Genomic DNA, 22,557 nt, shown 5'->3' on the forward strand with positions numbered 1-22,557 from the left:
TTATCAAAACATCCATATAAATCTACAATTACAGTGAGCTATAGCGTTCACGTAGACGTTGTCTTACCACTTCTGCAATCGTGTTGAAGAAGAACGTAAAGATAAACAGTACAAAGGCGGCTAGGAACAGCACCCGGTAATGCGAACTACCTATGGCCGACTCAGGCATCTCAACAGCAATGTTGGCAGCCAGGGTTCTCATTCCCTCGAAGACACTCCATTCCATAATCGCGGTGTTACCCGTTGCCATTAATACAATCATAGTTTCGCCTACTGCACGTCCCAATCCCATCATTACCGCAGAGAAAATACCCGGACTCGCGGTTAATAACACCACCCGCGTTAAGGTCTGCCACGTTGTTGCACCCAGTGCCAAACTACCGTTAGATAGATGACGAGGAACTGAGAACACGGCATCTTCCGCAATTGAGAAGATAGTGGGAATAACCGCAAAGCCCATTGCAACACCCACGACTAACGCATTACGTTGGTCAAAGGTGATGCCGAGCTCATTGGTGATAAACATACGTGTATCACCGCCAAAGAACGCTGATTCTAAACCTGGGCTAATCGCAAACGAGAACCAACCGACAAACAAAATCACCGGGATTAACATAATCTCTTGGTAAGTATCAGGCAGACGCTGCTTCCACTTCGCGGGCAATTTATGCCAAGCAAATGCGGTAGACAATACCGAGGAGGGCAATAATATGAGTAAGGTTAAAATGCCGGGTAAATTATGTTCAATCAAAGGCGCGAGCCAGAGGCCTGCAAGGAAACCCAGAATAACTGTCGGTAAAGCTTCCATAATTTCAATGGTTGGCTTAACCACGGCGCGTACTTTGGGAGACATGAAATATGCCGTATATATCGCACCGGCAATGGCCAACGGAGTGGCAAATAGCATGGCGTAAAATGCCGCTTTCATCGTACCAAACGCCAATGGCATAAGGCTTAATTTTGCTTCAAAGTCGTCAGAACCTGAAGTCGACTGCCACACATATTTAGGCTCAGGGTAACCTTCGTACCAAACCTTACTCCACATCGCACTCCACGATACTTCTGGATGGGTATTGGATACGCTAAACAGGTTGAGTTTACCGTCCGCTTCCACAACCAGCGCGTTAGAACGAGGACTAAACCCGACTGTGCCTGGGTTTTTAAGCTTAAAATTTTCAGAGAAAAGCTCACGCTGACTGGTGGTATAAAGCAGGCTTAAGTTACCCTCGTCGGTAATGGCGACAAAGCTCTTACGATAGAATTCTGACGCGACACTCTTGATCCCCGCTTTGTTTTGAAAGTCGCGAATTTCTTGATATTGACGCCCTTGCTCACCATTAACTTGAAAGTATTGCTGCACCAAACCACTGTCATAACTGACAAGCAAAGAGCTGGCACCCGCTAACAAACTCACATTAGTCACTTTGGCTTTGGCACGCCCGAGTTCAAGTACTTGTCGTAAGCTCACATCTTCAGCATCACGAATATCATAAACAAACAGTTTGTTATCTGAGCTCAAAATTAATTGGCGGTGATCGGGTGTCATCAACCTCTGTTGTACGTTGACGGGAGCATCAGGAATAATGCCTGTGTACGTCACCCATTCAACCTCTTCGGTCATCATGTTCTCTTCGCCTTCTTGGCGAGAGATGCGCCATACTTTGTCATTGTCTTGATAAACAAAGCTCATTTTGTCACTGCTAACATCAAATACTAAATGGTTAAGTGCATGACCTTCAGCATCAACGGTCAGCGGCGCGTTTCCATTTAAGAAACGAAGATTAGGCGTGATGAGGCGCTTGTCATCAGGGTACGTAACCCCAAACTCAACCCCTGCAATAATCGCTTGGCCATTACTCAACCCTAATGCAAAACGCTGCTCACTTGGCATGGCTGCTGAACTACTCACAACATGAGAGCCTGCAGGCGTATTAATCTGCTCAGTCCGGATCAGTTGTGATGTTTGGGTATCAAAAAAGTCCACTTTACCTAGCTGCGATACCCGGTACATGATCTCATTTTGCTCATCACTACCGACCATTAACGCTGGTTGAGTATCATGATATTGAGCACTCACAACCGGTGCGACCTCAGCGCTATCGAATAGCGGCTTAATCACATAAAGTAGATAAAAGAAGATCAGTAGCAAGGCCACAAATACCATGGTTCCACCAATGGTGACACCTATTTGGGCAGCTTTATCCATGATTGCTCTGCGCGATGTACCATTGTTTATCAATAGGTTTTTTGCAGCAGGTCCAGGCTGAGATACCTGAGTTTCCATTAAGAACCTCGATTATTTAAAAGCCAGTAAAATAAACTGGGATTGTATCCACGACTATGCTAACTGTAGTGTTACCAAATAGGCACTACGCTGACATATTCTAATGCTGTGCATTATATTACGCAAAAATGACACTAGTGTTACAGTGGTTAACTTATTAATTAATGGAGCTATATCAATATGTTAAGGTATCTCGTTACGTTACAAGCGATGGACCGTGAAGGTTTAGTAGAGCAAATAGCCCATGCAGTAAGCCGACACGGCGGTAATTGGTTAGATTCTGAGCTACGCCACATCGATGGCATATTTGCTGCAATCCTATTATTAGAGGTGCCTTCAGCACATTGGGATGAACTCGTTGAAAGCTTAGAATGCTTGGAAGGTGTTGCGTTAACCTACGCAAAAACGAAGAAAGCCACCAATGAAGATATCCACCTCAGTTATTCACTAGTTGCCTATGATAGACCGGGTTTAGTCCACGAGATCTCAAATAAGATCAGTGCACTAGGGATCAATATTGAGCACATGAGTACCCGATATGAAAGTGCTAGCCACACAGGTATTGCCCTGTTTAGGGCTGAGTTCGATTTAGGCCTTAAAGATGCCAGTCATGAGGATAAATTAACAGAAGCACTGCACGCTATTGGCGATGATGTGGTGTTGGATAACGTGTCGACTTAGTCGTCATAACGTACATTCAAGCTGAAACGTCTACTGACGTTATCGGGAGCAGACAAGTATAAGCCTGCCATGTGCAGGCTTCTTGAGCTAATCGCGATCACGCAGCTTGGTTTTGTACATGTCTTTATCAGCTATTGCGAGCAAGGAGTCCATCGTGGTTCCTTGGTCAGGGTAAATTGCGACACCCACACTACAACAAACCTCAATATTGTTACCATCGACAATGAATGCTTTGTTAAATGCCTTGTCTAAAGTTTCAACGACTAACGAAACATCATTCTTATTCGCCATTTCTTCCAGTAAAATAACAAACTCATCACCTCCTATCCTGGCGACGGTATCTGAGCCACGAATGCATTGTTTAAGGCGTATCGCAGTTTCTATCAAAACCTGATCTCCGAAAGTATGACCTTTGGTATCGTTAATGGTTTTGAATTTATCCAAATCAATATAAAGCAGCGCAAAACTCATTTTATGACGTTTAGACTGTGCGATTAAATGCTCCACACGGTCGAACAACAAGTAACGATTAGGGATTTTTGTGAGGTAGTCATAATGTGCGAGGTATTGAAGTCGTTCTGCTTCTTTTATACGACCGGTGATATTTCGATTGACCCCTAGCGCACCGACCATTTTCTCATTTGAATCATAAATTGGGACACACATTGACTCGATCCAGCCAATATCGCCATTTTTATGTAACATCCTGATTTCACCCGTCCATTTCCCTAATTCTCCCACCGCTGAGATCACTTCTGAAGTGATGTGGTCGGTGTCCTCAGGGACATGGAGCATACTAACAGATTGACCAATGGCATCTTCCTTGGAGTAGCCATACAGTGCTTCAGAACCTTTGTTCCAATCAGTAATGATGCCTTGCGAGTCAGTGACTACCACTGAATCAAACAGGTAATCGAAGGCCGTAGCGCGTGGTTTAAGTATTTGCGAGTTCATTATTTCTTCTATACCTTCAATTATGAAGCATAAAATGCCCTGTTAATGGGCGAATATTGAGCAACGAAAACAGCCCACTGTTTTTGTTCTTATTGATTCGCTTTTTACATGCCTATTGTGACTTGTTAATTTTCAACCAAAAAGCCTCTTGGCAATGATTTAAGAACGTCTTTGTTTTAGGACAAATATGCGTCTCGTCAGATTCGGAAATCACTTCATATGATATCCAACACTCTGGGCATATTTGTTCATTATCTTCAAATATATCAGCTTCATTACAACATTTCATCACCACCCCATTGCTGAAATGGAATATTGATTCGATGCAACTAACAACGATACCTTGATCGGTATATGATTTATCAAATGATTCTGAGGCTTCAAGTTTCACTCCGCTCAACTCACCTTTTGTTGCTGCGATGTAAGTGTGAAGATTATTCATTAATATACTCTTAAGTATCTGACTAGGTCTAATGTCGTTTTAAGCAGCTAAGAATTGCTGACTCAATGCTGAGAGACGAACAGAATCCTACTACCTTGTCCGACTTGAAAAACCTTGTTGAATGAAGTCACTTTGCGGCAAAAGATAAAGTCTATCTCTATTCCCCTCTAAAGACTCACTCGTGTAGGACTTATTAGGCCACAGATACTGGGACTCTTGTCATGAATACCACCAAACAACACTTTGATTTTCTTTATCAACAGAATTTTACCTATTTAACACTGCAAGGCAAGCTATCCGCAATCCTCGATGTGATAGTTGCGCATTCAGGCGGATAGCCGTCGCGCTTGATACTGAGATAGATTGTAGCTGCGATACTCTCATTACTGATAATTTGGAGACCAATTTTCATATTCTAGACTATGAATTTATGCGAGGGAGTTTCTACTGTAGGCTAGCAAGCAAGGCTTGAAGTACTCATAAGCCTTACAACAGCCTTTTAGGGGGCTGTTGACTTTCGAGCTTAGTTTTTGTTCGATTATTTACCGTTAGAAATAATCGATTTAGTACAAGGCTCGAGCGATGATGCTTAGCAGGCTAAGCGAAAAGCGCGTAATGCACTCTAATCTTGAAAGAATAAAAGCATTGAAACGACCCCGAAGGGCCGCGATTCATGGCTATTTTTGGAAAATTACTACACTCGATACTGCGCGATCTGCTGTTGCATCGACTCAGCTAGGATAGCTAACTCCCGGGTGGCCACATTGCTTTGCTCGGCTCCGGCTGCGGTCTGATCTGAGATATCGCTGATATTGATGATGTTTTTATTTATCTCTTCGGTTACCGAACTCTGCTGTTCGGAAGCCGTTGCAATCTGCGCATTCAGAGAGTTAATCTGTTCGATACTGACTATAATTTGCTGCAGTGCATCACCGGCTTGCTGTGACTTATCAACACTCAACTTTGCTTGCTCAGTCCCACGCTCCATCATCACCGTAGAATCACGAGCACCTTGCTGTAAACGCTGGATCATCTTTTGGATCTCTTCCGTGGAATCCTGCGTCCGTTTGGCTAAATTACGCACCTCATCGGCCACCACCGCGAAACCTCGTCCCTGCTCACCGGCACGGGCAGCCTCGATAGCAGCATTGAGTGCTAACAGGTTGGTTTGCTGGGAGATCCCCTGAATAACATCGACCACAGAGCCAATTTCATCAGAATGTTGCGACAAGAGCTTCATCGCCTCGGTTGCACCGTCCATCTCTGTAGAGAGGGTTTCAATCACCTTAATGCTCTCATCGACAATCGTCTGACCATTACTGGCTGCGGCGTTCGCCTCTTCAGAGGTCATTGCTGCGGCAGCTGCGCTTTGAGCCACTTCACGCACTGTTGCGGAAAATTGATGAATAGCAGTTGCGATCAGCTGGGTCTGTTGCTGCTGATCGACCACATTACGTTGAGTCTGAGTCGACACTACCGAATTTTCTTCGGCCGAACTTGCTAATCTAGACGTCGAATCATGGGTATTTTGTACCGCATGTTGGAATCTGGATGTAATCTGATTCACGTATGCTGCAATATGTGAAAATTCATCATCGCCACCCAAATTGATACGTTTGGTCAGATCGCCATTAGCGATATCGTTAGCGGTATTTTCGAGCTGGGTTACCGCCTGACTAACGCGTCGAATAATGAGAGTAGAACTGATACTGATCACTAGCATGCTGATACTGGAAAACAGCGCGACTAATAGAATGTAGAAAGCCATATTGTCCTTAGACAGTTCAAAACTCTCTTTCCCTTCAGCGACCTGTAGTTCCAAAAATGACTGTGCTTCTGTATTGATATTCTTAAACAGCGGGTTAATTTGAGTCAGTAATATGTGATTCGACTCCTCATAATCGCCGCGTCTTAGCGCCTCAAGAGCGGGCTCAAATCCCGAAATAGTCACCTTATCCAGTAGATCTGCTAATCGATTAATTTGCTCACGTTCGTCAGCCTCAAGAGGAGAGCTCAAAATCTCATTATCAACAATGTGATGCAGCAGGTCGATAGAGGCTTGGGTTGCCTTGATGTGCTTTTCAAGCGGGTGATTATGCATATCTGAGAACTTACTACTCGGGTCATGCTGAAATGCCAGCAAAAGCCCACTGCGTGCACTTGCAAGTTCATTAAGAACTTTACCTGCTCTAATGCTGTGCTGCATGCCCTGAGTGTAGAGTTCCTCGATAGAATCTCCCGCATCTTGCATACCAGTGATCCCCTTATACCCGAGGAGTATAAAAGAGATAACCGTAAGAAAAACAATTAACTTGAGCTGAAACCGAACCGACCTTATCTGCTGAATAAGACCCGTCCCTTGTGTGTTGGAGCTTTGAATACTGCGATTCTCCGCTTGAGCGATTAAAGCAGACATAATAATTCCCTATTAAGACCTAAAACAGTCCAGCAAAATATTGCTTTTATAATTATTCTTGATGTAAATAAATAGTATCAACATAGAGTGATACCCATAATGAAGTAGTTTAAAGTAAAAGGGATCTAAAAAGACATGATCCCTATCAAGGCATCAATAATGATTATTGTTATCACGCTGATAAAATGAGACTTTATCCACACTAATGCCAATTATATTACGGTCAAAATGAGCAGTAGCAGATAAATCCCCCCGCAAAAGAGTCCCACAATAGCGGTCACTCATACGACAACCAATACAGCTAAGAAGCGCGGCCCTTCGGGTTCGTTTCACTGCTTTTAGTCTTTTATGACTAGAATGCGTTACGCGCTTTTCGCTTAGCGAGTTAAGCATCATCGCTCAAGCCTTGTACTAAAATCATTATTCTTTACGGGATAGAGTCGAACAAAAACTAAGCTCGAAAGATCAACAGCCCCTAGTTGTTTATAAATAGTTATTGTTAATCTAGTGCGCAGTGCCTTAATCTAACCAGACTGTAACCATTATATTGATGTCAGATTAGAGACTTATGCGCCGTCTTCCTCCGTTAAACCCCTTAAGGGCATTTGAATCCGCTGCGCGGCACCAACACTTCGCCCGCGCCGCTGAAGAGTTGTGTGTGACTAACAGTGCTGTTAGTCATCAAGTGAAAGCCTTAGAGGCTGCATTGGGGGTCAGCTTATTCGAAAAAGAGGGGCGTAATGCTAAATTGACCCAAGTGGGTCAAAATCTATTGCCTGCAATTCAAGAAGCATTCGACATCATCAGTCAAGCGTGTGAAAAAGCAATAGAGCCGGGGCTAAGTGGCCGCTTAGTTATTTCTGCGCCTCCAGAGCTCGCATCGAAATGGTTAATCAAGCAGATTGGTGATTTTGCAGTACGTTATCCCAGTATCGATGTCAGCTTGCTCGTGCATCCAAGCGATGCGCAAAATATCAATGCCCAAGCCGACCTTTCTATCATCTATGGAGCGGGAGATGCTGACTGGAACCGTTTTTGGGCTACGCCAATCACTCAAATGGAATTTTTTCCCGTCTGTAGCCCAGCCCTGCTTCAAGCCGACAAACCATTAAACTTAAGTGCTCAACGTTTGCTGCACGATGATCAAGATGGCAAGACTTGGGCTACTTGGCTGGGGGCACATGCACCCCATATTCTGAATACACCACAGCATCTCAATTTTGCTCATGCAGGCCTGTCATTAGAAGCTGCCATTGCTGGTTATGGGGTCGCCATTGGCGACAACCTGACTGCCACGGCGGATCTCAACGCAGGTAAGCTCGTTCGCCCCTTCATAGAGAGTGTTCCCTCTTTGGGTAACTACTATCTGGTGGCTGAAAAACGCAAACGAAGCGATGCAAAACTCAATACCTTTATCGATTGGCTGCAGAATCAGATCAACAGTAAATTCAACCATTCTCCAGCGCTTGATTGAGCCTGCTATTGAAACGTCAGACACATTAAATTCTCTTCGTTATAGTTTAATCATCCCCCATCCCTTTAAGATGAGATTTTCTCTGCATTACTGCTGATAAATTACTTAACCCCCGCATATTGATGATAAAAACTCACCTGTTCGTGCAGTTTTTGTCAGTAGACCCCTGAGTTTTACCTCGTTAGGTTGAGTACATTAAATCAATTAACAAGGTAAACACTATGCCACGCACAATACATTCCACGCCGCGCCAAGATGGCTTTCGTATGCCGGGCGAGTTTGAACCCAAAAAAGGCTGTTGGTTAGGTTGGCCAGAACGAAGTGATGTTTGGCGAAACGGTGCAAAACCGGCTCAAAAAGTGTGGGTAGAGATATGCACAGCAATTGCCCAAAGCGAACTTGTCACTGTCTGTGTCTCCCAGGCGCAATATGAGAACGCCAGAACCATGCTGCCCGAATCAGTTCGCGTCGTTGAAATGAGCACCAATGATGCCTGGTTCAGAGACTCAGCTTGCGCTTTCCTCGTGAATGATAAAGGCGATGTCAGGGGCACAGACTGGACCTTTAACGCCTATGGCGGGCTTAACGGGGGTCTCTACTTCCCTTGGGATAAGGATGACAAGATAGCGCAGAAGATCCTCAAAATTGAAAATGTAGACCGATACCGTTCCTCATTAATCGCTGAAATGGGCGGGATTCAGTGCGATGGTCAAGGCACCTTACTGACCACTGAGCAGTGCTTACTGAACGCCAACCGCAATGGGCACTTAGGCAAAGCTGCGGTCGAGCAACAACTCAGAGATTATATGGGCGTCGAGAAAATTATCTGGCTGCCTCGTGGCTGTAAGTTTGATGAAACTGACGGTCATATCGACGATCTGGCCTGCTGGATTGCCCCGGGAGAACTCCTACTGCAATGGACGGATGACGAAAGCGATCCCCAGTATGAGATCTATCAAGAAGCCTATGAGATCTTAAGTCGCACTACCGATGCCCAAGGCAGAGCGCTCACCATACATAAAATACCCCAGCCTCAAGCTCTCGAGTGGACCGAAGAGGAAGCTGCGGGACTTGATTGCTCACCAGACACTCATTCACGCGCAGCAGGCACTAAGATCTGCGCCTCCTACATCAATTATTACATCGGCAACGACGTCATTATGGTCCCCGCCTATGACGATCCTATGGACGAACCCGCGCAAGCCATACTGAGAAACCTCTTCCCAAAACATAAGGTGATCGGGATCCAAAATGCCCGCGAAATACTACTTGGTGGTGGCAATGTCGCCTGCATCACGCAGCCACAATACGCTGGGATCAAAAAATAGCCGAAAACCCAACGCAAGATAACCACTCAAGACTGATATGACAGGGAAGCTTAGATGAATATATCGATAAAAATGATGCTAACAACATTAGCGCTGTGTAGCGCACATGCTCACTCAGAGCAAAACACACTTAATATCTATAATTGGTCCGACTATATCAGCGAAGACGCAATCAACTCCTTCGAGGCTAAAACGGGTATTAAAGTAAACTACGATGTCTATGACTCGCAGGAGCTTGCCGAAACCAAATTATTGTTAGGGAAAACCGGCTATGATCTTGTGGTCTCCTCCGGCTCTTTTCTACAACGTCAAATCGCGGTGGGGGTGTTCCAACCATTAGATAAGAGCCGTCTCAAGAACTATCATCACCTGGATCCTAAGGTGCTCAACATAGTTCAGTCGTTCGACCCCAATAATCAATATGCTATCCCCTACATGTGGGGAACCACAGGGATCGGCTATAACGTAGATAAAGTGGGTGAAATACTGGGAGACAAGCCCGTCAATACCTGGGATTTACTGTTTCAGGCCGACACGCTGTCAAAGCTTGCCGAGTGTGGTGTTGCCATGGTCGATGCCCCGAGTGAAGTTGTCAGTGCCATGCTGAAATATCTAGGCAAGGATCCAAACTCACAGGACTTAGACGATCTTAAACTCGTTGAAAATAGACTGTTAGCGCTTCGTCCCTATATCACTTACTTTCATAGTTCATCTTATATAACCGATTTAGCCAGTGGTAATATCTGCCTTGCGATGGGATGGAGCGGTGATGTCTTTATGGCTGCTAACCGCGCCGCAGAAGCCAATAACGGGATCAACGTCAACTACGTTATTCCTCAAGAAGGCGCACAGGGATGGGCTGATACTTTTAATATCACTAGCGATTCGAAAAATCTTGATGCGGCTTACGCCTTTCTCAACCATATACTAGAACCAAAAGTGATTGCGGGGATCTCTAACTATCTCTGGTATGCCAACGCGAATGCCGATTCATTACAATATGTCGACGCAAATATCACCTCACACCCGGGGATCTACCCCGATGAAAAAACCTTAAACAACCTGTTTGCCGATAAGAGTCGCAGCTTGAAATTTGAGCGCGCCATGAACCGCATGTGGACCCGAGTAAAAACCGGTCAATAAACTCACTGAATGTGACGAGGGGAAATAAGCCCCCCCGCCCATTAACTCGTGCCCCTCGATTATCCATGAGCAATAAGGGATCTATCAATGTCAAAATCCGTCAAATTCGCCGCGATTCAACTCGCTATCTCTTGGGATTTAGAAGCTAATATGACTAAGGCGACTCAAGCCGTTAAGGAGGCCGCTGAGCAAGGTGCTCAAGTGATCTTACTGCAAGAGTTGTTCGCTGCGCCCTACTTTTGTAAACAACAGCGCGCCAAATATTTTGATTTAGCTGAGGAGCTAAATCTGCATTCCTTAATACAGACGATGAGTGAGCTGGCAAAATCATTACAGGTTGTGCTCCCCATCAGTTATTTTGAACGTTCAGGCAATAACTTCTTTAATTCACTGGTAATGATAGATGCCGATGGCTGTGTGTTAGATAACTACCGTAAATCTCATATTCCCGATGGACCGGGTTACTGTGAAAAATTCTATTTCAGCCCGGGTGATAGCGGGTTTAAGGTTTGGCACACCCGTTACGGCTGCTTCGGCGCTGGAATATGCTGGGATCAGTGGTTTCCCGAGTTAGCGCGTTGCCTCACTCTTGCTGGCGCTGAAGCTATCTTTTATCCCACGGCGATTGGCTCTGAGCCTCAAGACCCAAGCTTAGATTCCAAAGATCACTGGCAACGCACAATGCAAGGTCACTCTGCGGCCAATTTAGTGCCTGTTATCGCAGCCAATCGAACCGGTATTGAAACCGATGACGGCATAGAGACCTGTTTCTATGGCAGTTCATTTATTACCGATCACACTGGAAAAATACTTGCTGAAGCTAAGCGACATAGTGAGGAGATTATCTATGCTGAAATCGATCTCGCGGCAACAAGTAAAGCACGCCATAGTTGGGGGCTCTTTAGAGATAGGAGGCCAGATCTTTACTCTGGCTTGTTATCGCTAACGACAGATAAGTTATAATCGACACCAATGGCGTCAATAGCAGGCGCCATTGGCCGTCAGCGATGACCGTTACCGATAAAGAGTATCGGTGCAGTTCAACATATCCATCGCCACGATGCATTCAAGTGCAGCGGTTAACCTCAGGAGTGGTTTTAACGGGTTATTCATTGAGATAGCTAACGCTATTGGCTCAATGTTAATCCATCTTGCTGGTCCATATACAGAAAAGCCCTCCTCACTGTGTGACTAACACAATGATAAAAGGGCGTATTTCAAGACCAATCTAGGTTGAACCAGATTTAGGTAATAGCATCATCGACAACAGTCTGATGAGCATCCTCAAATATCTAAAATTGCAGGTTTAACCCTAGCCAAACTTCAAAAAAATAAGGCCACTATCATGGCTGGCCTATTGGTTTGACTGCTTATCAACTCGATTATAGATTAGACAACAAATAGAACAACTTATAGTAACTGTTGTGCTATTTATTGGGGCTAATCTATATTGTTGTCATTTAGCAGATTAAAAATCTTTTGGTGTTGAGATAAATAATCTTCAAACTTTTCAAGGTCTGCGGCATTCATTCTGCCAGTTGCGAGTGCATCGCCTTCATTGATCCCCAATTGAGTCATCAGTGATCTGTCTAAATCATCAGCCAGTTTCAATCTAAATTCACGCCCAACCTTTTTAAAGGTGATGCGATGTTTAGCAAATAACTTATCGATATGAGCACACAACAAAATGCCATTAGCACCTTCTAAATGTTCAGCGGTGTTTTCACAATTGCGCCAAGCTTTAATATGTGAAGCAACCAGTATCTCTTTCACAGGCGTCAGTGTTAATGCGCAGGTTTCACTGCCCCATACCTTGATCACTTCATCTTTAAATTGACCTTGGCCTACGCGAGCGTTTATTTCATGTCTTTTTTCTAGAGCAGATAAAGGCGAATCACACGCATCGATAAGATCTTCACCAATGTCACCGTCGTTGATCACTTGCTCATTACCGATACAAAGTGATATTAGATCTTCAAGTTTCTCACTATCTTCTCTATCTTTTTCTGATACTTTTACCGACGCATGAACATACTGAGTTTTTTTACCTTTCGACGTCACAAGGCTGCAATCAGGGTTTCTTTTTTCATGCTCAAAATACGCGCGTTGTCCTTCTTTTCCCTTCATTAACTTGATAGATGCGTGACACTCTGGGCATCTACGCATGACGTTATTAACCCCATGAATTGATTCAACTGGGATTAAACGCCAAACACCACAAATAAGGGCTTCGCAAACAGAATTAGTTAGCTGTAACATATTGTTCCTTGTAATTTTTATTATTAATAAATAAACGATTAAACATCTTTTGCCAGTCTTAATCTGAAAGCAGTGCTATCTCCTTTACTAACTTAGCACTTTAGATACTTTAATATCAGTCCCTAGTATTTAAGTAGAAATAGTTGCTTGCAGTGATACAGGCTATTGTTAAGAGCTCTGTCTATCGACAGGTGGGTGTGGCCCAATAGCTTACTCGCGATTTGCATCTTAATATAAAAACTATACCCACCCATGACGCTCTAACGGGCAATCGTTCAGCTTAGATGATCGATAGTGACACTTTTGCCCTAATGCGTACAGCTCTAAGCCCACTCAATCGGTTAATATGCCAGCATAAACTCGCCTAACTCGACTTTTCTGTTATGTCGAAGGGGTAACTCGCGGAAAAGACGTACACCTTCTGTCGTTTGACCTCGAGACTTTTAGGTTCGCATTGTCTGTCTGCCCGTTATTTCAAATGACAAAAATAGCTTGTTCTCCTGCTTAGCGAACAGCAACTTCATTAATATGAGCAGTGAATTTCAAACAGAGACAGATTGATAAGTGAGCTTGTTAAGCTGGCGATTAACCTCAATAGCGTGAATGCTACCTGTCGACACACTAGCCACTCTGGATGTTAAATAGACTGACCAAGTGACTTGAATAGCGCTTGATGAATGATGAACTGAAGTTCAAGCAGATCAAATCGCGGTTGCGCAGCCGTAGATAATCTAGGTGTAGGTGCCGGCTCACGTTTACCCGCTAGCAAGAACAAGGCAGCATACGCGCCTTGTTCTTTAGTGCTTAAAGTGCTTCTTTCTTTCGTTCAATTTCAAGTAAGGCTAACATCAACTGCCGCTCTTTTGGCGACAATGACTGCACTGCTTTTTTCACGTTTTTTTGGTAGCGATCCAATGTCACTTTATCGTTAGCAATGGCCGCATCAAGCGTTTGCTCATATTTGCTCAGTAATCCATTTAACTTCTCTGCGTTCTTCATGTTGGTCGTATGCGCGCTAAAGGCCATATATAACACCACTCCCAACGTCATTAGACTAAAGACATCAAACTTGAAAGAGAACCGTTTAGGCTTAGTTTCCGTGGTCATGGTTATTGTTCCGTAATCAGTGAAAGTTTAATTTTTATAATCTCAGCGTGCTTAGCCGCATCACTTATTGCTTGATGTTCTTGTAAGTTAAAAAATTGAATGACAATAAATAAAACACCGACCAAGAGCAGCAGCACTAGGTTTTCTGCCAGCCATTCAACAATCGAAATGGTAATACTTTTTATCATAGGACGGCCTTACATTTGGGCAGCTCTTCATAATCGAAGAAGTTGACGTTAATCGAGTCACTGATCATCTGGGCATCAACGACCCCAAGTACAAAGCAGCGGTATTTCTTGGTACGTTTAAGCTCAAGTAAGATCAAATTATTTTGACCCTTTTTATGCAGTGTATTCAGCAGCGATAACGTGGATGGCTGATGATTAAGATAAGCGGTCATGTTAACTTCAAGCTTTTGTATTAACGACTCTTTGCCAACATCACCTTGGCCTAATTGAAGCCAATATTGAGGGTCGTCAAAATTAGAAGCAAACTCAGAAACCAGTCCAGCCACATCCGGTTTATAGAAAAACTTTTGCTCTGCGAGCAAGCCAATATCAGAGTTTTGTAAAAAGTTAGGCATATTAACCGCAGCCACTTTTTCATTTTCTAATCGAACCCCGATATAAGCACCGACATTCATATCTTGCTTCAGTACCGTAATGTTGGTGTCGAACGGTTTGATCACCTCACCAAAGCCGTAATGCTTAGGCAGAAATGATAACCACCCATAAGCAAGATCGTCATAAGCTCTTAAAAAATATTGCTCATGTTCAAGCGCAATGGTCTCAACGGGTTGATTTGACTCTTGCGGTTGATAAGGTGGCCGATATTTGATGATTTGGCCCACCAGCCTTACCACACTAAGATCCCGATAGGTTTGGAATATGCCATTTTCAACATCCAGCACATAACCAAAACCAATAGTGAAAATGCGATCGAAAGGGTCGACAGTACTGAAGGCTTCAGCAAAATTCCCCATCATAACGTGATAAGCATTTTTGTCCGTCACTGAGGCTCCCACCGGAACCCCAAAAGCAATCGCACCAGCAAGCATCGCCAGAGTGAGGTAGCCTTTGCTTTTTGACCACAAATACACACCCAATTTGATAAATAACAAAAAGATAGCCAGTAAGCTTGCAGCAATGCTCATTGGCGGAATAACCGCTAACTTGACGGCGTCTTTACCCAGCATGAACATACTGCCACCAGGTGAGAAAGCCGCAGTGGCCGCCGTAGAGGTCACCATTTTGATAAAGGAGATGTTATCTTGCTTAGCGAGCCACAGCTTCTTGTATTTTCGCTCTGAAATACTGGGGGTGAATTCGGCTAAATAGTAGTTGCCCAGCGTTTTTTTAGCGTACTTAGTCACCTGCGGTAAACGGGCAAAGCCGACTCGATCTAGACGCGGTTTTGTGACGGAAAAACGCGCGCTTTTCCGGTACTCATTCCACAACACTTTGGCGCGGCCTTTATATTTAGCTTCAATGGCTTGATGTAATCCTCTTTGGTCACTCAATGTCCAATCGTTAGCCACCTTAACGCCCTGCTTGTTAAAGACATCAACCGCCACCGTCAACGCTTGCGGTGAGTCATTATATTGCTCGTACTCCATCTCTTCAGGAATACCATACAGCCGGTGTATGTACTTAATTCGCCCACGCTCGAACATCGACATAAGGTAATACTTTGACTTAAGCATTTTGGCAACGGTGATATCATCCGCCGTCAGGTAAACACCAAAAGATTCTCCAGTGTCGTATTTCAGTGTGCTTAGATACTTGGCAAAGTCGACTTTAAGTTGTTGGCGGCAATCTGATTTACAGCTTGAGCTAAAATAGTCATCTTTGACTGAGCTATAGCCCTTTCTTATCGGATTATTAGCATCTTCAGCCACATCCTTACGGTAATTATCTGCGTCGAGCAGCGCTTGCGAATAGCTTTTCCAATGATTGGTAATGCTGTCATTTGCCTGGTTCAGTAACGCCACCCGCTCTTGCTCAATCAGGCTGTAGTTATTCTCTTTCTTGAGCGCCACTAAATACGCTTTATTGGCTTTTTGATAGCGAGCCAACTCTTGTTTATAGGTACGGTCAAACTGCCTAATGCGCGGAATGGCCTCAGTGATAAAAGCCACTTCTTGACGATTAAGTAGAAATTGGTCGGCCATATTGTCGAGGTTAGATTCAATCAACTTATTGAATCCTGCAGAGAAGTAAGCCAGAGAAGGAATTAATGCCACCATTAAATCTTTGCGTTTCGGGTCGCTAACAATGTCATCAAACTCGGGGAAACCTTCAATCGCAACAGTTTCTGCTAAATAGGCTTCTTTATAAACAATGGCTCTGACGGCGCTGAGCTTTTTATCATTTGAGGTGGTATCGACAACGCCATCAACCGCGATCCTCAAGCAAGGAATAATTAAGGCCCAGACCAAGACCAGTATCAGCGGGCGAAAAACCCCATTGATAAGCTGAGCAGTTTTGGGATTCAGCGGTTTACCCGCTTCTACCTTTTTTGTTTCATCGCGAATAAGCCGATTAAACAACGTCGCAGGTATAAAGGTGGCCACAGCCAGTGCTAAGCCAAATCCAGAAAGCGTTCGACCGAATAACTCTAACCTCTCCGCGGTAATGCTATGCTCGCCAAAGACCGCTTGAATAGGTTGGGCGTACATATCGATGAGTAAGATGTTTAGCGATAACTCTAAACAGACATAAACCACAAAGAGCAGCAGTAATAGCAAAATTTTTGCGTGGTTTGAAAACGTGCTTGAGATCATTGTTGTTGTTTCTTCATGATGTATTTTTGAGTGGTAACGGCTGTGTCGCCGTCTTGTTGTCTATCTAAGCAATATTGATAAAGCTCATCGCCTGGCGTTAACTGGCGACAGCGATTGGTGTCCATTTTATTGCTCAGCGGATAACTTTGCTGCCGGTTATCAATCGTTAAATATTGGCCGTCACTCAGTAGCCGTTGTTGCTCATCGAGACGGTTAAAATCAGCATTAGACGGCAATACGTTGGCAAGTAACACCGCATCCACTGTTAATGGCGGCGCTATAATTTTTTGTATTGGTGCAAGTACCACACTTTTATTGACCTGCATGCAGGCTGTTAATGGCTGCGTGTCAACGATGATGGCGATTGGCTCAGCGACATTAAAGCTATCGACGGTCATTAACACCCGCTTGCGCGCATCTGAAGTCAGTGATGTTGCCGCAAGATAGGGATGAGATTGAGCAGTGCTGTCTGATACGCCTTTAACGCCAGATTTTTCGACTTGCACCACATATTTTTCTGCTACCACAAATTGCAATGAATGCTGTGGAAATTGGGCTTTAGCTGATTGAAGCAACTCTTTTAGATCTGAGAGCCTTGTCTCAGGTTCAGGCCTAATGATAATCGCATCATGCCTCATCAGCTTTGGCGTTAACGCTAGCGCCAAAGCAGGTAAAGTGAGTCGCCTTTGGCTCTGAGTAAAATCATTGTCAGTATCTACCACTACCCAGTCGTTATTAACCCTTGCCACATCAATATAAAACCCCGAGAGTAAGTCTTGATGTTTACCGACATATTGCGGAAAAGTAGCGTCAGTGACCCGATAAAACAGCGCTGCATTACAAACACTTTGGTTAATAGGCAGTATTTCACCCGTCTCTGAGATGATTAGGTTTCGCTGCTTTAGCGCATTTTGTAATTGGCGGTGCTGTGGAAGATGGCTTGCATGCGCAGCCAATGAGCGGCTGACAGGAATAGCTGAGATATAATGATCAGGTCTTTTATCTACCGCACAACCCCAAAGCAAAAAAACCAGCAAAAAATATAACGAGATAGTCCTTAGTAACAACACACACAATCCTTCTTTATTATTATCGCTGGCAAAATAATACACCTACAACATAAATGCAACGTGTTGTAATTAAATGCGTCATTTAAGTGTTAAAGTTGTGCGCTTACAAGGGATGAGAGTCACTAATTCAAGCATTTAAGCTTATCAGCCCCCTCTGCTAGCTGTTATCACCTTGTCATTGGGCTTGGTTAAAAAATGGCTTGGAGACGATCGAACCAGCAATCACCTGTTTGTTTTCGGCATCCTTACGCCAATCCGTTATTTTTGCAGCGTTATATAGCAGCCACTTCAAAATGCACCTTTCAGAGCTCCCGCTGGATAGGTAAATAAGGTGGTGATAGGGCTAATAGTTTCATTACCGAATGATATATTGCGTTTGTTAAAGTGCCATCTTAAAACACACTTTGCCGCAGTGTCGTAGCACCACGGCAACGACCATGATAGCGCTAGGGTTATTATCTAAATGGCCTATCGCGCATGACTGCAACCATAACCAAGTACACTCATTAAAAATATCCCCATCTATGTCCCTTGCGTATATAATGCTGAGCACTGCGTTTTAAGCTAATTAAATTCAACAGAGAGGTCGCGTGTCAGATACCTATATTCCATTAGAACAGTACAAACGTAAGTGGATTTTTAATCATAAAGATCTGCCAGTGACCGATGAAGATAAAGCGCTAATTAAGCCGCTTTCTCAAAAGGCGTCGATGGAAGTTTGGAATAAATGGATAAGCAATAAAAGTAGCTGCGCCGAGCAATTTGGTAAAGGCGATTGGGCAGCCAAGCAAGACGCTTGGGCATTACCAGAGCCGTGGCAAAGTGCCTGGGACAGTGAAGAACCCGCTCTCCCCGAGCCTATAGCCGAACATATTAATTGGCAGGATGCAGCCAAGATTTATTTTTGCTATGAAAAGTATCAAGTGATTGAAACCCGTTGGGATGTATTTGTTAGAAACTGGAAATGCTTCCTGTTTTTTGACGATGGTCCATTGCTTATTTCACCGAAGCAAAAGCAAGCGATTATGTTTCTGCAAAGTGGTGAGTATCAATTGGGTACGCGTGGTTAAGCCCTGTCCCTTTCTATTTGAGGTTTTTATGAAGTTTATCTCTTCTATTGTGATTGCTGCTGCGCTGCTGCCACTCTCTTTACAGGCTAAAGAGATCTCGGGTGTTGAGCTTGTCAAAACGCTCACGCTAAACGAGCAGCCGCTAGTGCTTAATGGTGCGGGTGTGCGCAGTAAATTTTTTATCGACCTTTATGTCGGTAGTTTATATGTCCCAACTGTCATAGATAACACTGCGGCTGTATTGGCTGCTGACAACGTTGCAGTGAGACTGAACATTACCTCGGGTATGATTACTGCCGATAAGATGAAAGAGGCTATCAATGACGGCTTCGATGATGCAACAGATGGAAACACCGAGGCGATTCAAGCGCAAATAGTACAATTTATGCAGCTCTTTAGCGCAGAGATTGTTGACGGCGATCAGTTTACCTTACTGGCAAGTAAAGCCTCTGGCGTCACGGCGTTTAAAAATGGTGAAGCGCAAGCGACCATTGCCAGTGAACCATTCCGCCAAGCATTACTGAAGATCTGGTTAGGTGATGAACCGGCCCAAAACAGCTTAAAAGAAGCCATGTTGGGCCAGTAACATCCATTTTTCAGCTTAAAATTTGTAGGTAAAATCCAAGGCCAATGCGCCTTGGTTTTCAATATCTTCTTTGCTGTTTTGTGGGTTCAGTTCAAGCTCTCCATTGAAAAAGTAACCAGCATAGCCATTAACGCTAAAGGAGGAGTTTATTTTCCAGCCTACGCGCGCAAAGCTTACCCACTCATCAATTTCTGCCGTTTCTTCATCATCAGCAATCAAAAACCGATTAGTTCTTTTAGATGTACCCACACCAAAGTCCCAATCAGGATTCAGGGTATAACTCAGCTCTAAACCTGCAGGCCCACTAAATCCTGCTGAGAATGGATTACCCAATTTAAGCTGCTCGGTGATTTGCCAATTGACCGCGATAAATGGCACGGTTCTGACTTCATCAATATCATTGAGATAACCTACGCCAAAGCCAATCATATTGCCTGAGCTAAAGCGATACATTGCCGATAGAAAAGCACCATAGCTTTGCGCATTACTTAATGATGCATTATCGGACGCTGCATACTGTAATTTAGGCGCCAGCATAAACATCCAATGCTGATCGGGACGGTACGACAATGACAAGCTGGCACGATAGCGCTCAATCTTGTCCCATGTCTGCTGACCAGCAATACTGGTTGAAGACCAGTCATAATCGAGATTGTCGTAACCTAACTTAGCCCCAATAGACCACTGCTTATTGAGCCGCATTCCGGTCTTTACATCAAACATCCATTGGTCGCGTTGTAATCCGTTACCTTGCTCGCCAACGGCCGCTGTTCCGGTCGCGATTCGCGATACACTCACACTCAATGGCGAATAGGGTTTGCTCGGTTTTGCTTGGGCGAAAGAGGAAAGTGCCACAGCAGAAAGGACCATTGAGGTCATGAGAATTGGTTTTATGTGCATGCTAACTCCATTAGCAGAAAGGAGACGACTTATCGTTATTGTTGTGACTGTATCTTACGCTTGTTAAATAAAATAGGATCACTTTGTAACATCAACAACTGACGCCGTCGGTTATTAATGTTTGTAAAAAAAGAGCAGCCATTAACTGCTCAAGGTAAATATTGGGCTTACTTCGCCCGATAGGCATTTAAAAACATGCTCACGCTACCGCTGATATATTCCGCTCTGTCTTCTACAAGATCTGAGACATCTAAGCCAAGTTCTAGCTTCATTCTCATTTCTCCAAACGTCATTAAGCAAAATCTCACCGCGCAGTGATGTGGGTTATCGAACTTATAGACCCCCAATTTTGTGACATTAATAAAGTAGTCACTCAATATGCGCAGTATATTTTCCGGCCCCGCACTGTAAAACAATTTGGAAATTTCTGGATGAGTATCGGCTTGCGATACGCAGGCTTTAAACACCGTTATCGCTTCAGCACTGGTGATAACCTCAGCGAAGTGCTTGGAAAACAAGGCTAAGTTATCTTCGGGGGTCGATGGATCAGACAGCATTTCTTGGTTTACACCATGAATGAGGCATTTAGATTCTATCGAAGCGACAAACAGATCATCTTTACAGCCAAAGTGTGAGTACACCGTTTGCTTTGAGACCCCTGCCAGCTTAGCAACCTCATCCATACTGGTATGCGGGAAGCCTTGGCCACAAAAAAGCTCTTTTGCAGCCAGTAATATTTGCTCTCTTTTTTGCTCGCTACGGCTCATCACAGGTGCATTCATTGGCATTTACGCTCTTTCTAGGGGGCTGAAATAGTTCAATTAACTATTTAATCATAAACTAGACTAGACAGTCTAGTTCTTTAGAAATAGACTGTGCAGTCTAGTTTAACGTTTTTCATACATTGTGTTAACCATTAACTTAACTCAAACGGATTTTATAAAATGAATATTAAAAGGGCTGTGACTCGCCGTATGCTGCTTACAAGCTTAGTTGCTGTAAGTTTTCTTTCTGCATGCCAAGATGCACCCATCGAAGCCCCTGAGTTACCCAACTATCAATCCGTCAGCAGCAGTGAGTTAATAGCAGAGTCATCTTACCCCTACTCCCAAGAGTTTTCAGGCACCATCCGCGCCGGTAACACCACAGGTGTCGGTTTTGAGCTAGCCGGTAAAATTAATGCACTCACCGTCGACAGTGGTGACAGCGTCGTTGAAGGTCAGCTCTTAGCCCAACTCGATACTCGACTTTTACAGGCTGAAAAAAATGAACTGACAGCGAGTTTAGCGCAAAACAAAGCCGATGTAGATCTTGCTACCGCAACATTAAATCGTAGTCTTGAGCTTAAAAAACAAGGTTATGTTTCCGAGCAGCAGCTGGATGAGTTAAAAGGTCAACTCAACAGCTTACTGGCCGCAAAAAGTCGTTTTAATGCCTCAATTCAGGCCAATCAGCTTAAAATTGAAAAGTCAGATCTACTCGCCCCATTCAATGGCACCATCAGTAAACGTAGCCGTAATCTCGGCGAAGTTATCGCCCTAGGTAGCCCAGTGTTCACCTTAATCCAAGACAATAATGTGCAAGCTTATATCGGAGTGCCAGTTGAGGTGTCGAGTACCTTAACCACGGGTCAAACGGTAACCTTGCGCGTTAGAGATAAAGACTACCAAGCTAATATTGCGGGGATCGGCGCGCAATTAGATCCCGTGACACGCACCGTCGAGCTAAGAGTGACCCTGCCCTCTGATGCCAACGTTATTAATGGCGAGCTGAGTTACCTCACCTACCAACATGCTATCAATACGGCAGGCTATTGGGTGCCAATATCTGCGCTTACCGATGGTATCCGCGGTCTGTGGAATATCTATGTGTTAACCCAAGACAGTGAACAACGTTTCCGCATTGAGCGCCGAGATGTTGAAATAATCTACACCTTAAAAGATAAAGCCTTTATCAATGGCGCGGTTAAAGCTAACGAAGCCTATGTCAATCAAGGCTTACATAAGTTAGTTGCAGGCCAAATTGTGACTCGCCAAACTAACTTGGCAACGAGGTAATAAC

General features: G+C 44.2%; 19 protein-coding genes. 8 read left to right on the forward strand and 11 right to left on the reverse strand.

What is annotated here, in order from left to right:
• Positions 1 to 28: 28 nt before the first annotated feature.
• Complete coding sequence (locus tag L2729_RS13520; protein ID WP_248988739.1) at positions 29 to 2,284, reverse strand: ABC transporter permease subunit; 2,256 nt, start codon at positions 2,282 to 2,284, stop codon at positions 29 to 31.
• A 180-nt stretch (positions 2,285 to 2,464) separates the two neighbouring features.
• Between L2729_RS13520 and L2729_RS13525 the strand changes: the two genes are divergently transcribed.
• Positions 2,465 to 2,965 carry a glycine cleavage system transcriptional repressor gene (locus L2729_RS13525; protein WP_248988740.1) on the forward strand — a complete coding sequence of 167 codons (501 nt, stop codon included), beginning with the start codon at positions 2,465 to 2,467 and terminating at the stop codon, positions 2,963 to 2,965.
• An 87-nt stretch (positions 2,966 to 3,052) separates the two neighbouring features.
• Here L2729_RS13525 and L2729_RS13530 read toward each other — a convergent pair whose 3' ends face one another.
• From L2729_RS13530 to L2729_RS13540, 3 genes are all read right to left on the reverse strand, one after another.
• Positions 3,053 to 3,919, reverse strand: coding sequence for a sensor domain-containing diguanylate cyclase (locus tag L2729_RS13530; RefSeq protein WP_248988741.1), 867 nt, complete (start codon positions 3,917 to 3,919; stop codon positions 3,053 to 3,055).
• Between the two features lie 112 nt (positions 3,920 to 4,031).
• Positions 4,032 to 4,361 (reverse strand): hypothetical protein, encoded by a 330-nt coding sequence (locus tag L2729_RS13535; protein ID WP_248988742.1) that lies wholly within the window; start codon positions 4,359 to 4,361, stop codon positions 4,032 to 4,034.
• Positions 4,362 to 5,055: 694 nt separating this feature from the next.
• Positions 5,056 to 6,777, reverse strand: coding sequence for a methyl-accepting chemotaxis protein (locus L2729_RS13540; RefSeq protein WP_248988743.1), 1,722 nt, complete (start codon positions 6,775 to 6,777; stop codon positions 5,056 to 5,058).
• 568 nt (positions 6,778 to 7,345) lie between these two features.
• Here L2729_RS13540 and L2729_RS13545 point away from each other — a divergent pair.
• From L2729_RS13545 to aguB, 4 genes are all read left to right on the forward strand, one after another.
• Positions 7,346 to 8,251: a LysR substrate-binding domain-containing protein gene (locus L2729_RS13545; RefSeq protein ID WP_248988744.1), complete on the forward strand. Its 906-nt coding sequence runs from the start codon at positions 7,346 to 7,348 to the stop codon at positions 8,249 to 8,251.
• A 221-nt stretch (positions 8,252 to 8,472) separates the two neighbouring features.
• The gene (aguA, locus tag L2729_RS13550; protein ID WP_248988745.1) at positions 8,473 to 9,579 is read left to right on the forward strand and encodes an agmatine deiminase; all 1,107 of its coding nucleotides are present in this window, start codon (positions 8,473 to 8,475) and stop codon (positions 9,577 to 9,579) included.
• 54 nt (positions 9,580 to 9,633) lie between these two features.
• Complete coding sequence (locus tag L2729_RS13555) at positions 9,634 to 10,722, forward strand: polyamine ABC transporter substrate-binding protein (RefSeq protein WP_248988746.1); 1,089 nt, start codon at positions 9,634 to 9,636, stop codon at positions 10,720 to 10,722.
• A gap of 87 nt (positions 10,723 to 10,809) precedes the next feature.
• On the forward strand, positions 10,810 to 11,685 hold the full coding sequence (gene aguB, locus L2729_RS13560; protein ID WP_248988747.1) for an N-carbamoylputrescine amidase: 876 nt from the start codon (positions 10,810 to 10,812) through the stop codon (positions 11,683 to 11,685).
• 477 nt (positions 11,686 to 12,162) lie between these two features.
• On the opposite strand, the gene L2729_RS13565 is transcribed toward aguB, so the two are convergent.
• The 5 genes from L2729_RS13565 to L2729_RS13585 form a co-directional block, all read right to left on the reverse strand.
• Positions 12,163 to 12,981 (reverse strand): HNH endonuclease signature motif containing protein, encoded by an 819-nt coding sequence (locus tag L2729_RS13565; RefSeq protein ID WP_248988748.1) that lies wholly within the window; start codon positions 12,979 to 12,981, stop codon positions 12,163 to 12,165.
• A gap of 804 nt (positions 12,982 to 13,785) precedes the next feature.
• A complete protein-coding gene (locus L2729_RS13570) occupies positions 13,786 to 14,088 on the reverse strand; it encodes a hypothetical protein (RefSeq protein ID WP_102038947.1) in 303 nt (100 codons plus the stop codon).
• 2 nt (positions 14,089 to 14,090) lie between these two features.
• The gene (locus tag L2729_RS13575; RefSeq protein WP_102038948.1) at positions 14,091 to 14,276 is read right to left on the reverse strand and encodes a hypothetical protein; all 186 of its coding nucleotides are present in this window, start codon (positions 14,274 to 14,276) and stop codon (positions 14,091 to 14,093) included.
• The gene (locus L2729_RS13580; protein ID WP_248988749.1) at positions 14,273 to 16,870 is read right to left on the reverse strand and encodes a hypothetical protein; all 2,598 of its coding nucleotides are present in this window, start codon (positions 16,868 to 16,870) and stop codon (positions 14,273 to 14,275) included. Before L2729_RS13580 ends, L2729_RS13575 begins: the two co-directional genes overlap by 4 nt.
• A complete protein-coding gene (locus L2729_RS13585) occupies positions 16,867 to 17,940 on the reverse strand; it encodes a hypothetical protein (RefSeq protein ID WP_248988750.1) in 1,074 nt (357 codons plus the stop codon). Before L2729_RS13585 ends, L2729_RS13580 begins: the two co-directional genes overlap by 4 nt.
• 590 nt (positions 17,941 to 18,530) lie before the next feature.
• Here L2729_RS13585 and L2729_RS13590 point away from each other — a divergent pair.
• Both L2729_RS13590 and L2729_RS13595 read left to right on the forward strand, forming a co-directional pair.
• A complete protein-coding gene (locus L2729_RS13590; RefSeq protein ID WP_102038951.1) occupies positions 18,531 to 19,010 on the forward strand; it encodes a DUF2947 domain-containing protein in 480 nt (159 codons plus the stop codon).
• A 28-nt stretch (positions 19,011 to 19,038) separates the two neighbouring features.
• Entirely contained in the window at positions 19,039 to 19,596 is a 558-nt protein-coding gene (locus L2729_RS13595) for a chalcone isomerase family protein (protein ID WP_248988751.1), read from the forward strand.
• 15 nt (positions 19,597 to 19,611) lie between these two features.
• On the opposite strand, the gene L2729_RS13600 is transcribed toward L2729_RS13595, so the two are convergent.
• Together L2729_RS13600 and L2729_RS13605 are read right to left on the reverse strand one after the other, a co-directional pair.
• Complete coding sequence (locus L2729_RS13600; protein ID WP_248988752.1) at positions 19,612 to 20,496, reverse strand: DUF6268 family outer membrane beta-barrel protein; 885 nt, start codon at positions 20,494 to 20,496, stop codon at positions 19,612 to 19,614.
• A 167-nt stretch (positions 20,497 to 20,663) separates the two neighbouring features.
• Positions 20,664 to 21,278 (reverse strand): TetR/AcrR family transcriptional regulator, encoded by a 615-nt coding sequence (locus L2729_RS13605; protein WP_428848251.1) that lies wholly within the window; start codon positions 21,276 to 21,278, stop codon positions 20,664 to 20,666.
• 162 nt (positions 21,279 to 21,440) lie between these two features.
• Here L2729_RS13605 and L2729_RS13610 point away from each other — a divergent pair, with 162 nt between their 5' ends.
• A complete protein-coding gene (locus L2729_RS13610) occupies positions 21,441 to 22,553 on the forward strand; it encodes an efflux RND transporter periplasmic adaptor subunit (protein WP_248988754.1) in 1,113 nt (370 codons plus the stop codon).
• Positions 22,554 to 22,557: the final 4 nt, after the last annotated feature.

Source organism: Shewanella gelidimarina, assembly GCF_023283945.1.
Classification (GTDB): domain Bacteria; phylum Pseudomonadota; class Gammaproteobacteria; order Enterobacterales; family Shewanellaceae; genus Shewanella; species Shewanella gelidimarina.

Coding starts and splice junctions, on each gene's coding strand:
- L2729_RS13545 (WP_248988744.1), top strand. CDS start 7,346: ATGCGCCGTCTTCCTCCGTTAAACCCCTTAAGGGCATTTGAATCCGCT.
- aguB (WP_248988747.1), top strand. CDS start 10,810: ATGTCAAAATCCGTCAAATTCGCCGCGATTCAACTCGCTATCTCTTGG.
- L2729_RS13595 (WP_248988751.1), top strand. CDS start 19,039: ATGAAGTTTATCTCTTCTATTGTGATTGCTGCTGCGCTGCTGCCACTC.
- L2729_RS13555 (WP_248988746.1), top strand. CDS start 9,634: ATGAATATATCGATAAAAATGATGCTAACAACATTAGCGCTGTGTAGC.
- L2729_RS13520 (WP_248988739.1), bottom strand. CDS start 2,284: ATGGAAACTCAGGTATCTCAGCCTGGACCTGCTGCAAAAAACCTATTG.
- L2729_RS13580 (WP_248988749.1), bottom strand. CDS start 16,870: ATGATCTCAAGCACGTTTTCAAACCACGCAAAAATTTTGCTATTACTG.
- L2729_RS13535 (WP_248988742.1), bottom strand. CDS start 4,361: ATGAATAATCTTCACACTTACATCGCAGCAACAAAAGGTGAGTTGAGC.
- L2729_RS13570 (WP_102038947.1), bottom strand. CDS start 14,088: ATGACCACGGAAACTAAGCCTAAACGGTTCTCTTTCAAGTTTGATGTC.
- L2729_RS13565 (WP_248988748.1), bottom strand. CDS start 12,981: ATGTTACAGCTAACTAATTCTGTTTGCGAAGCCCTTATTTGTGGTGTT.
- L2729_RS13605 (WP_428848251.1), bottom strand. CDS start 21,278: ATGAATGCACCTGTGATGAGCCGTAGCGAGCAAAAAAGAGAGCAAATA.
- aguA (WP_248988745.1), top strand. CDS start 8,473: ATGCCACGCACAATACATTCCACGCCGCGCCAAGATGGCTTTCGTATG.
- L2729_RS13600 (WP_248988752.1), bottom strand. CDS start 20,496: ATGCACATAAAACCAATTCTCATGACCTCAATGGTCCTTTCTGCTGTG.
- L2729_RS13540 (WP_248988743.1), bottom strand. CDS start 6,777: ATGTCTGCTTTAATCGCTCAAGCGGAGAATCGCAGTATTCAAAGCTCC.
- L2729_RS13530 (WP_248988741.1), bottom strand. CDS start 3,919: ATGAACTCGCAAATACTTAAACCACGCGCTACGGCCTTCGATTACCTG.
- L2729_RS13575 (WP_102038948.1), bottom strand. CDS start 14,276: ATGATAAAAAGTATTACCATTTCGATTGTTGAATGGCTGGCAGAAAAC.
- L2729_RS13525 (WP_248988740.1), top strand. CDS start 2,465: ATGTTAAGGTATCTCGTTACGTTACAAGCGATGGACCGTGAAGGTTTA.
- L2729_RS13610 (WP_248988754.1), top strand. CDS start 21,441: ATGAATATTAAAAGGGCTGTGACTCGCCGTATGCTGCTTACAAGCTTA.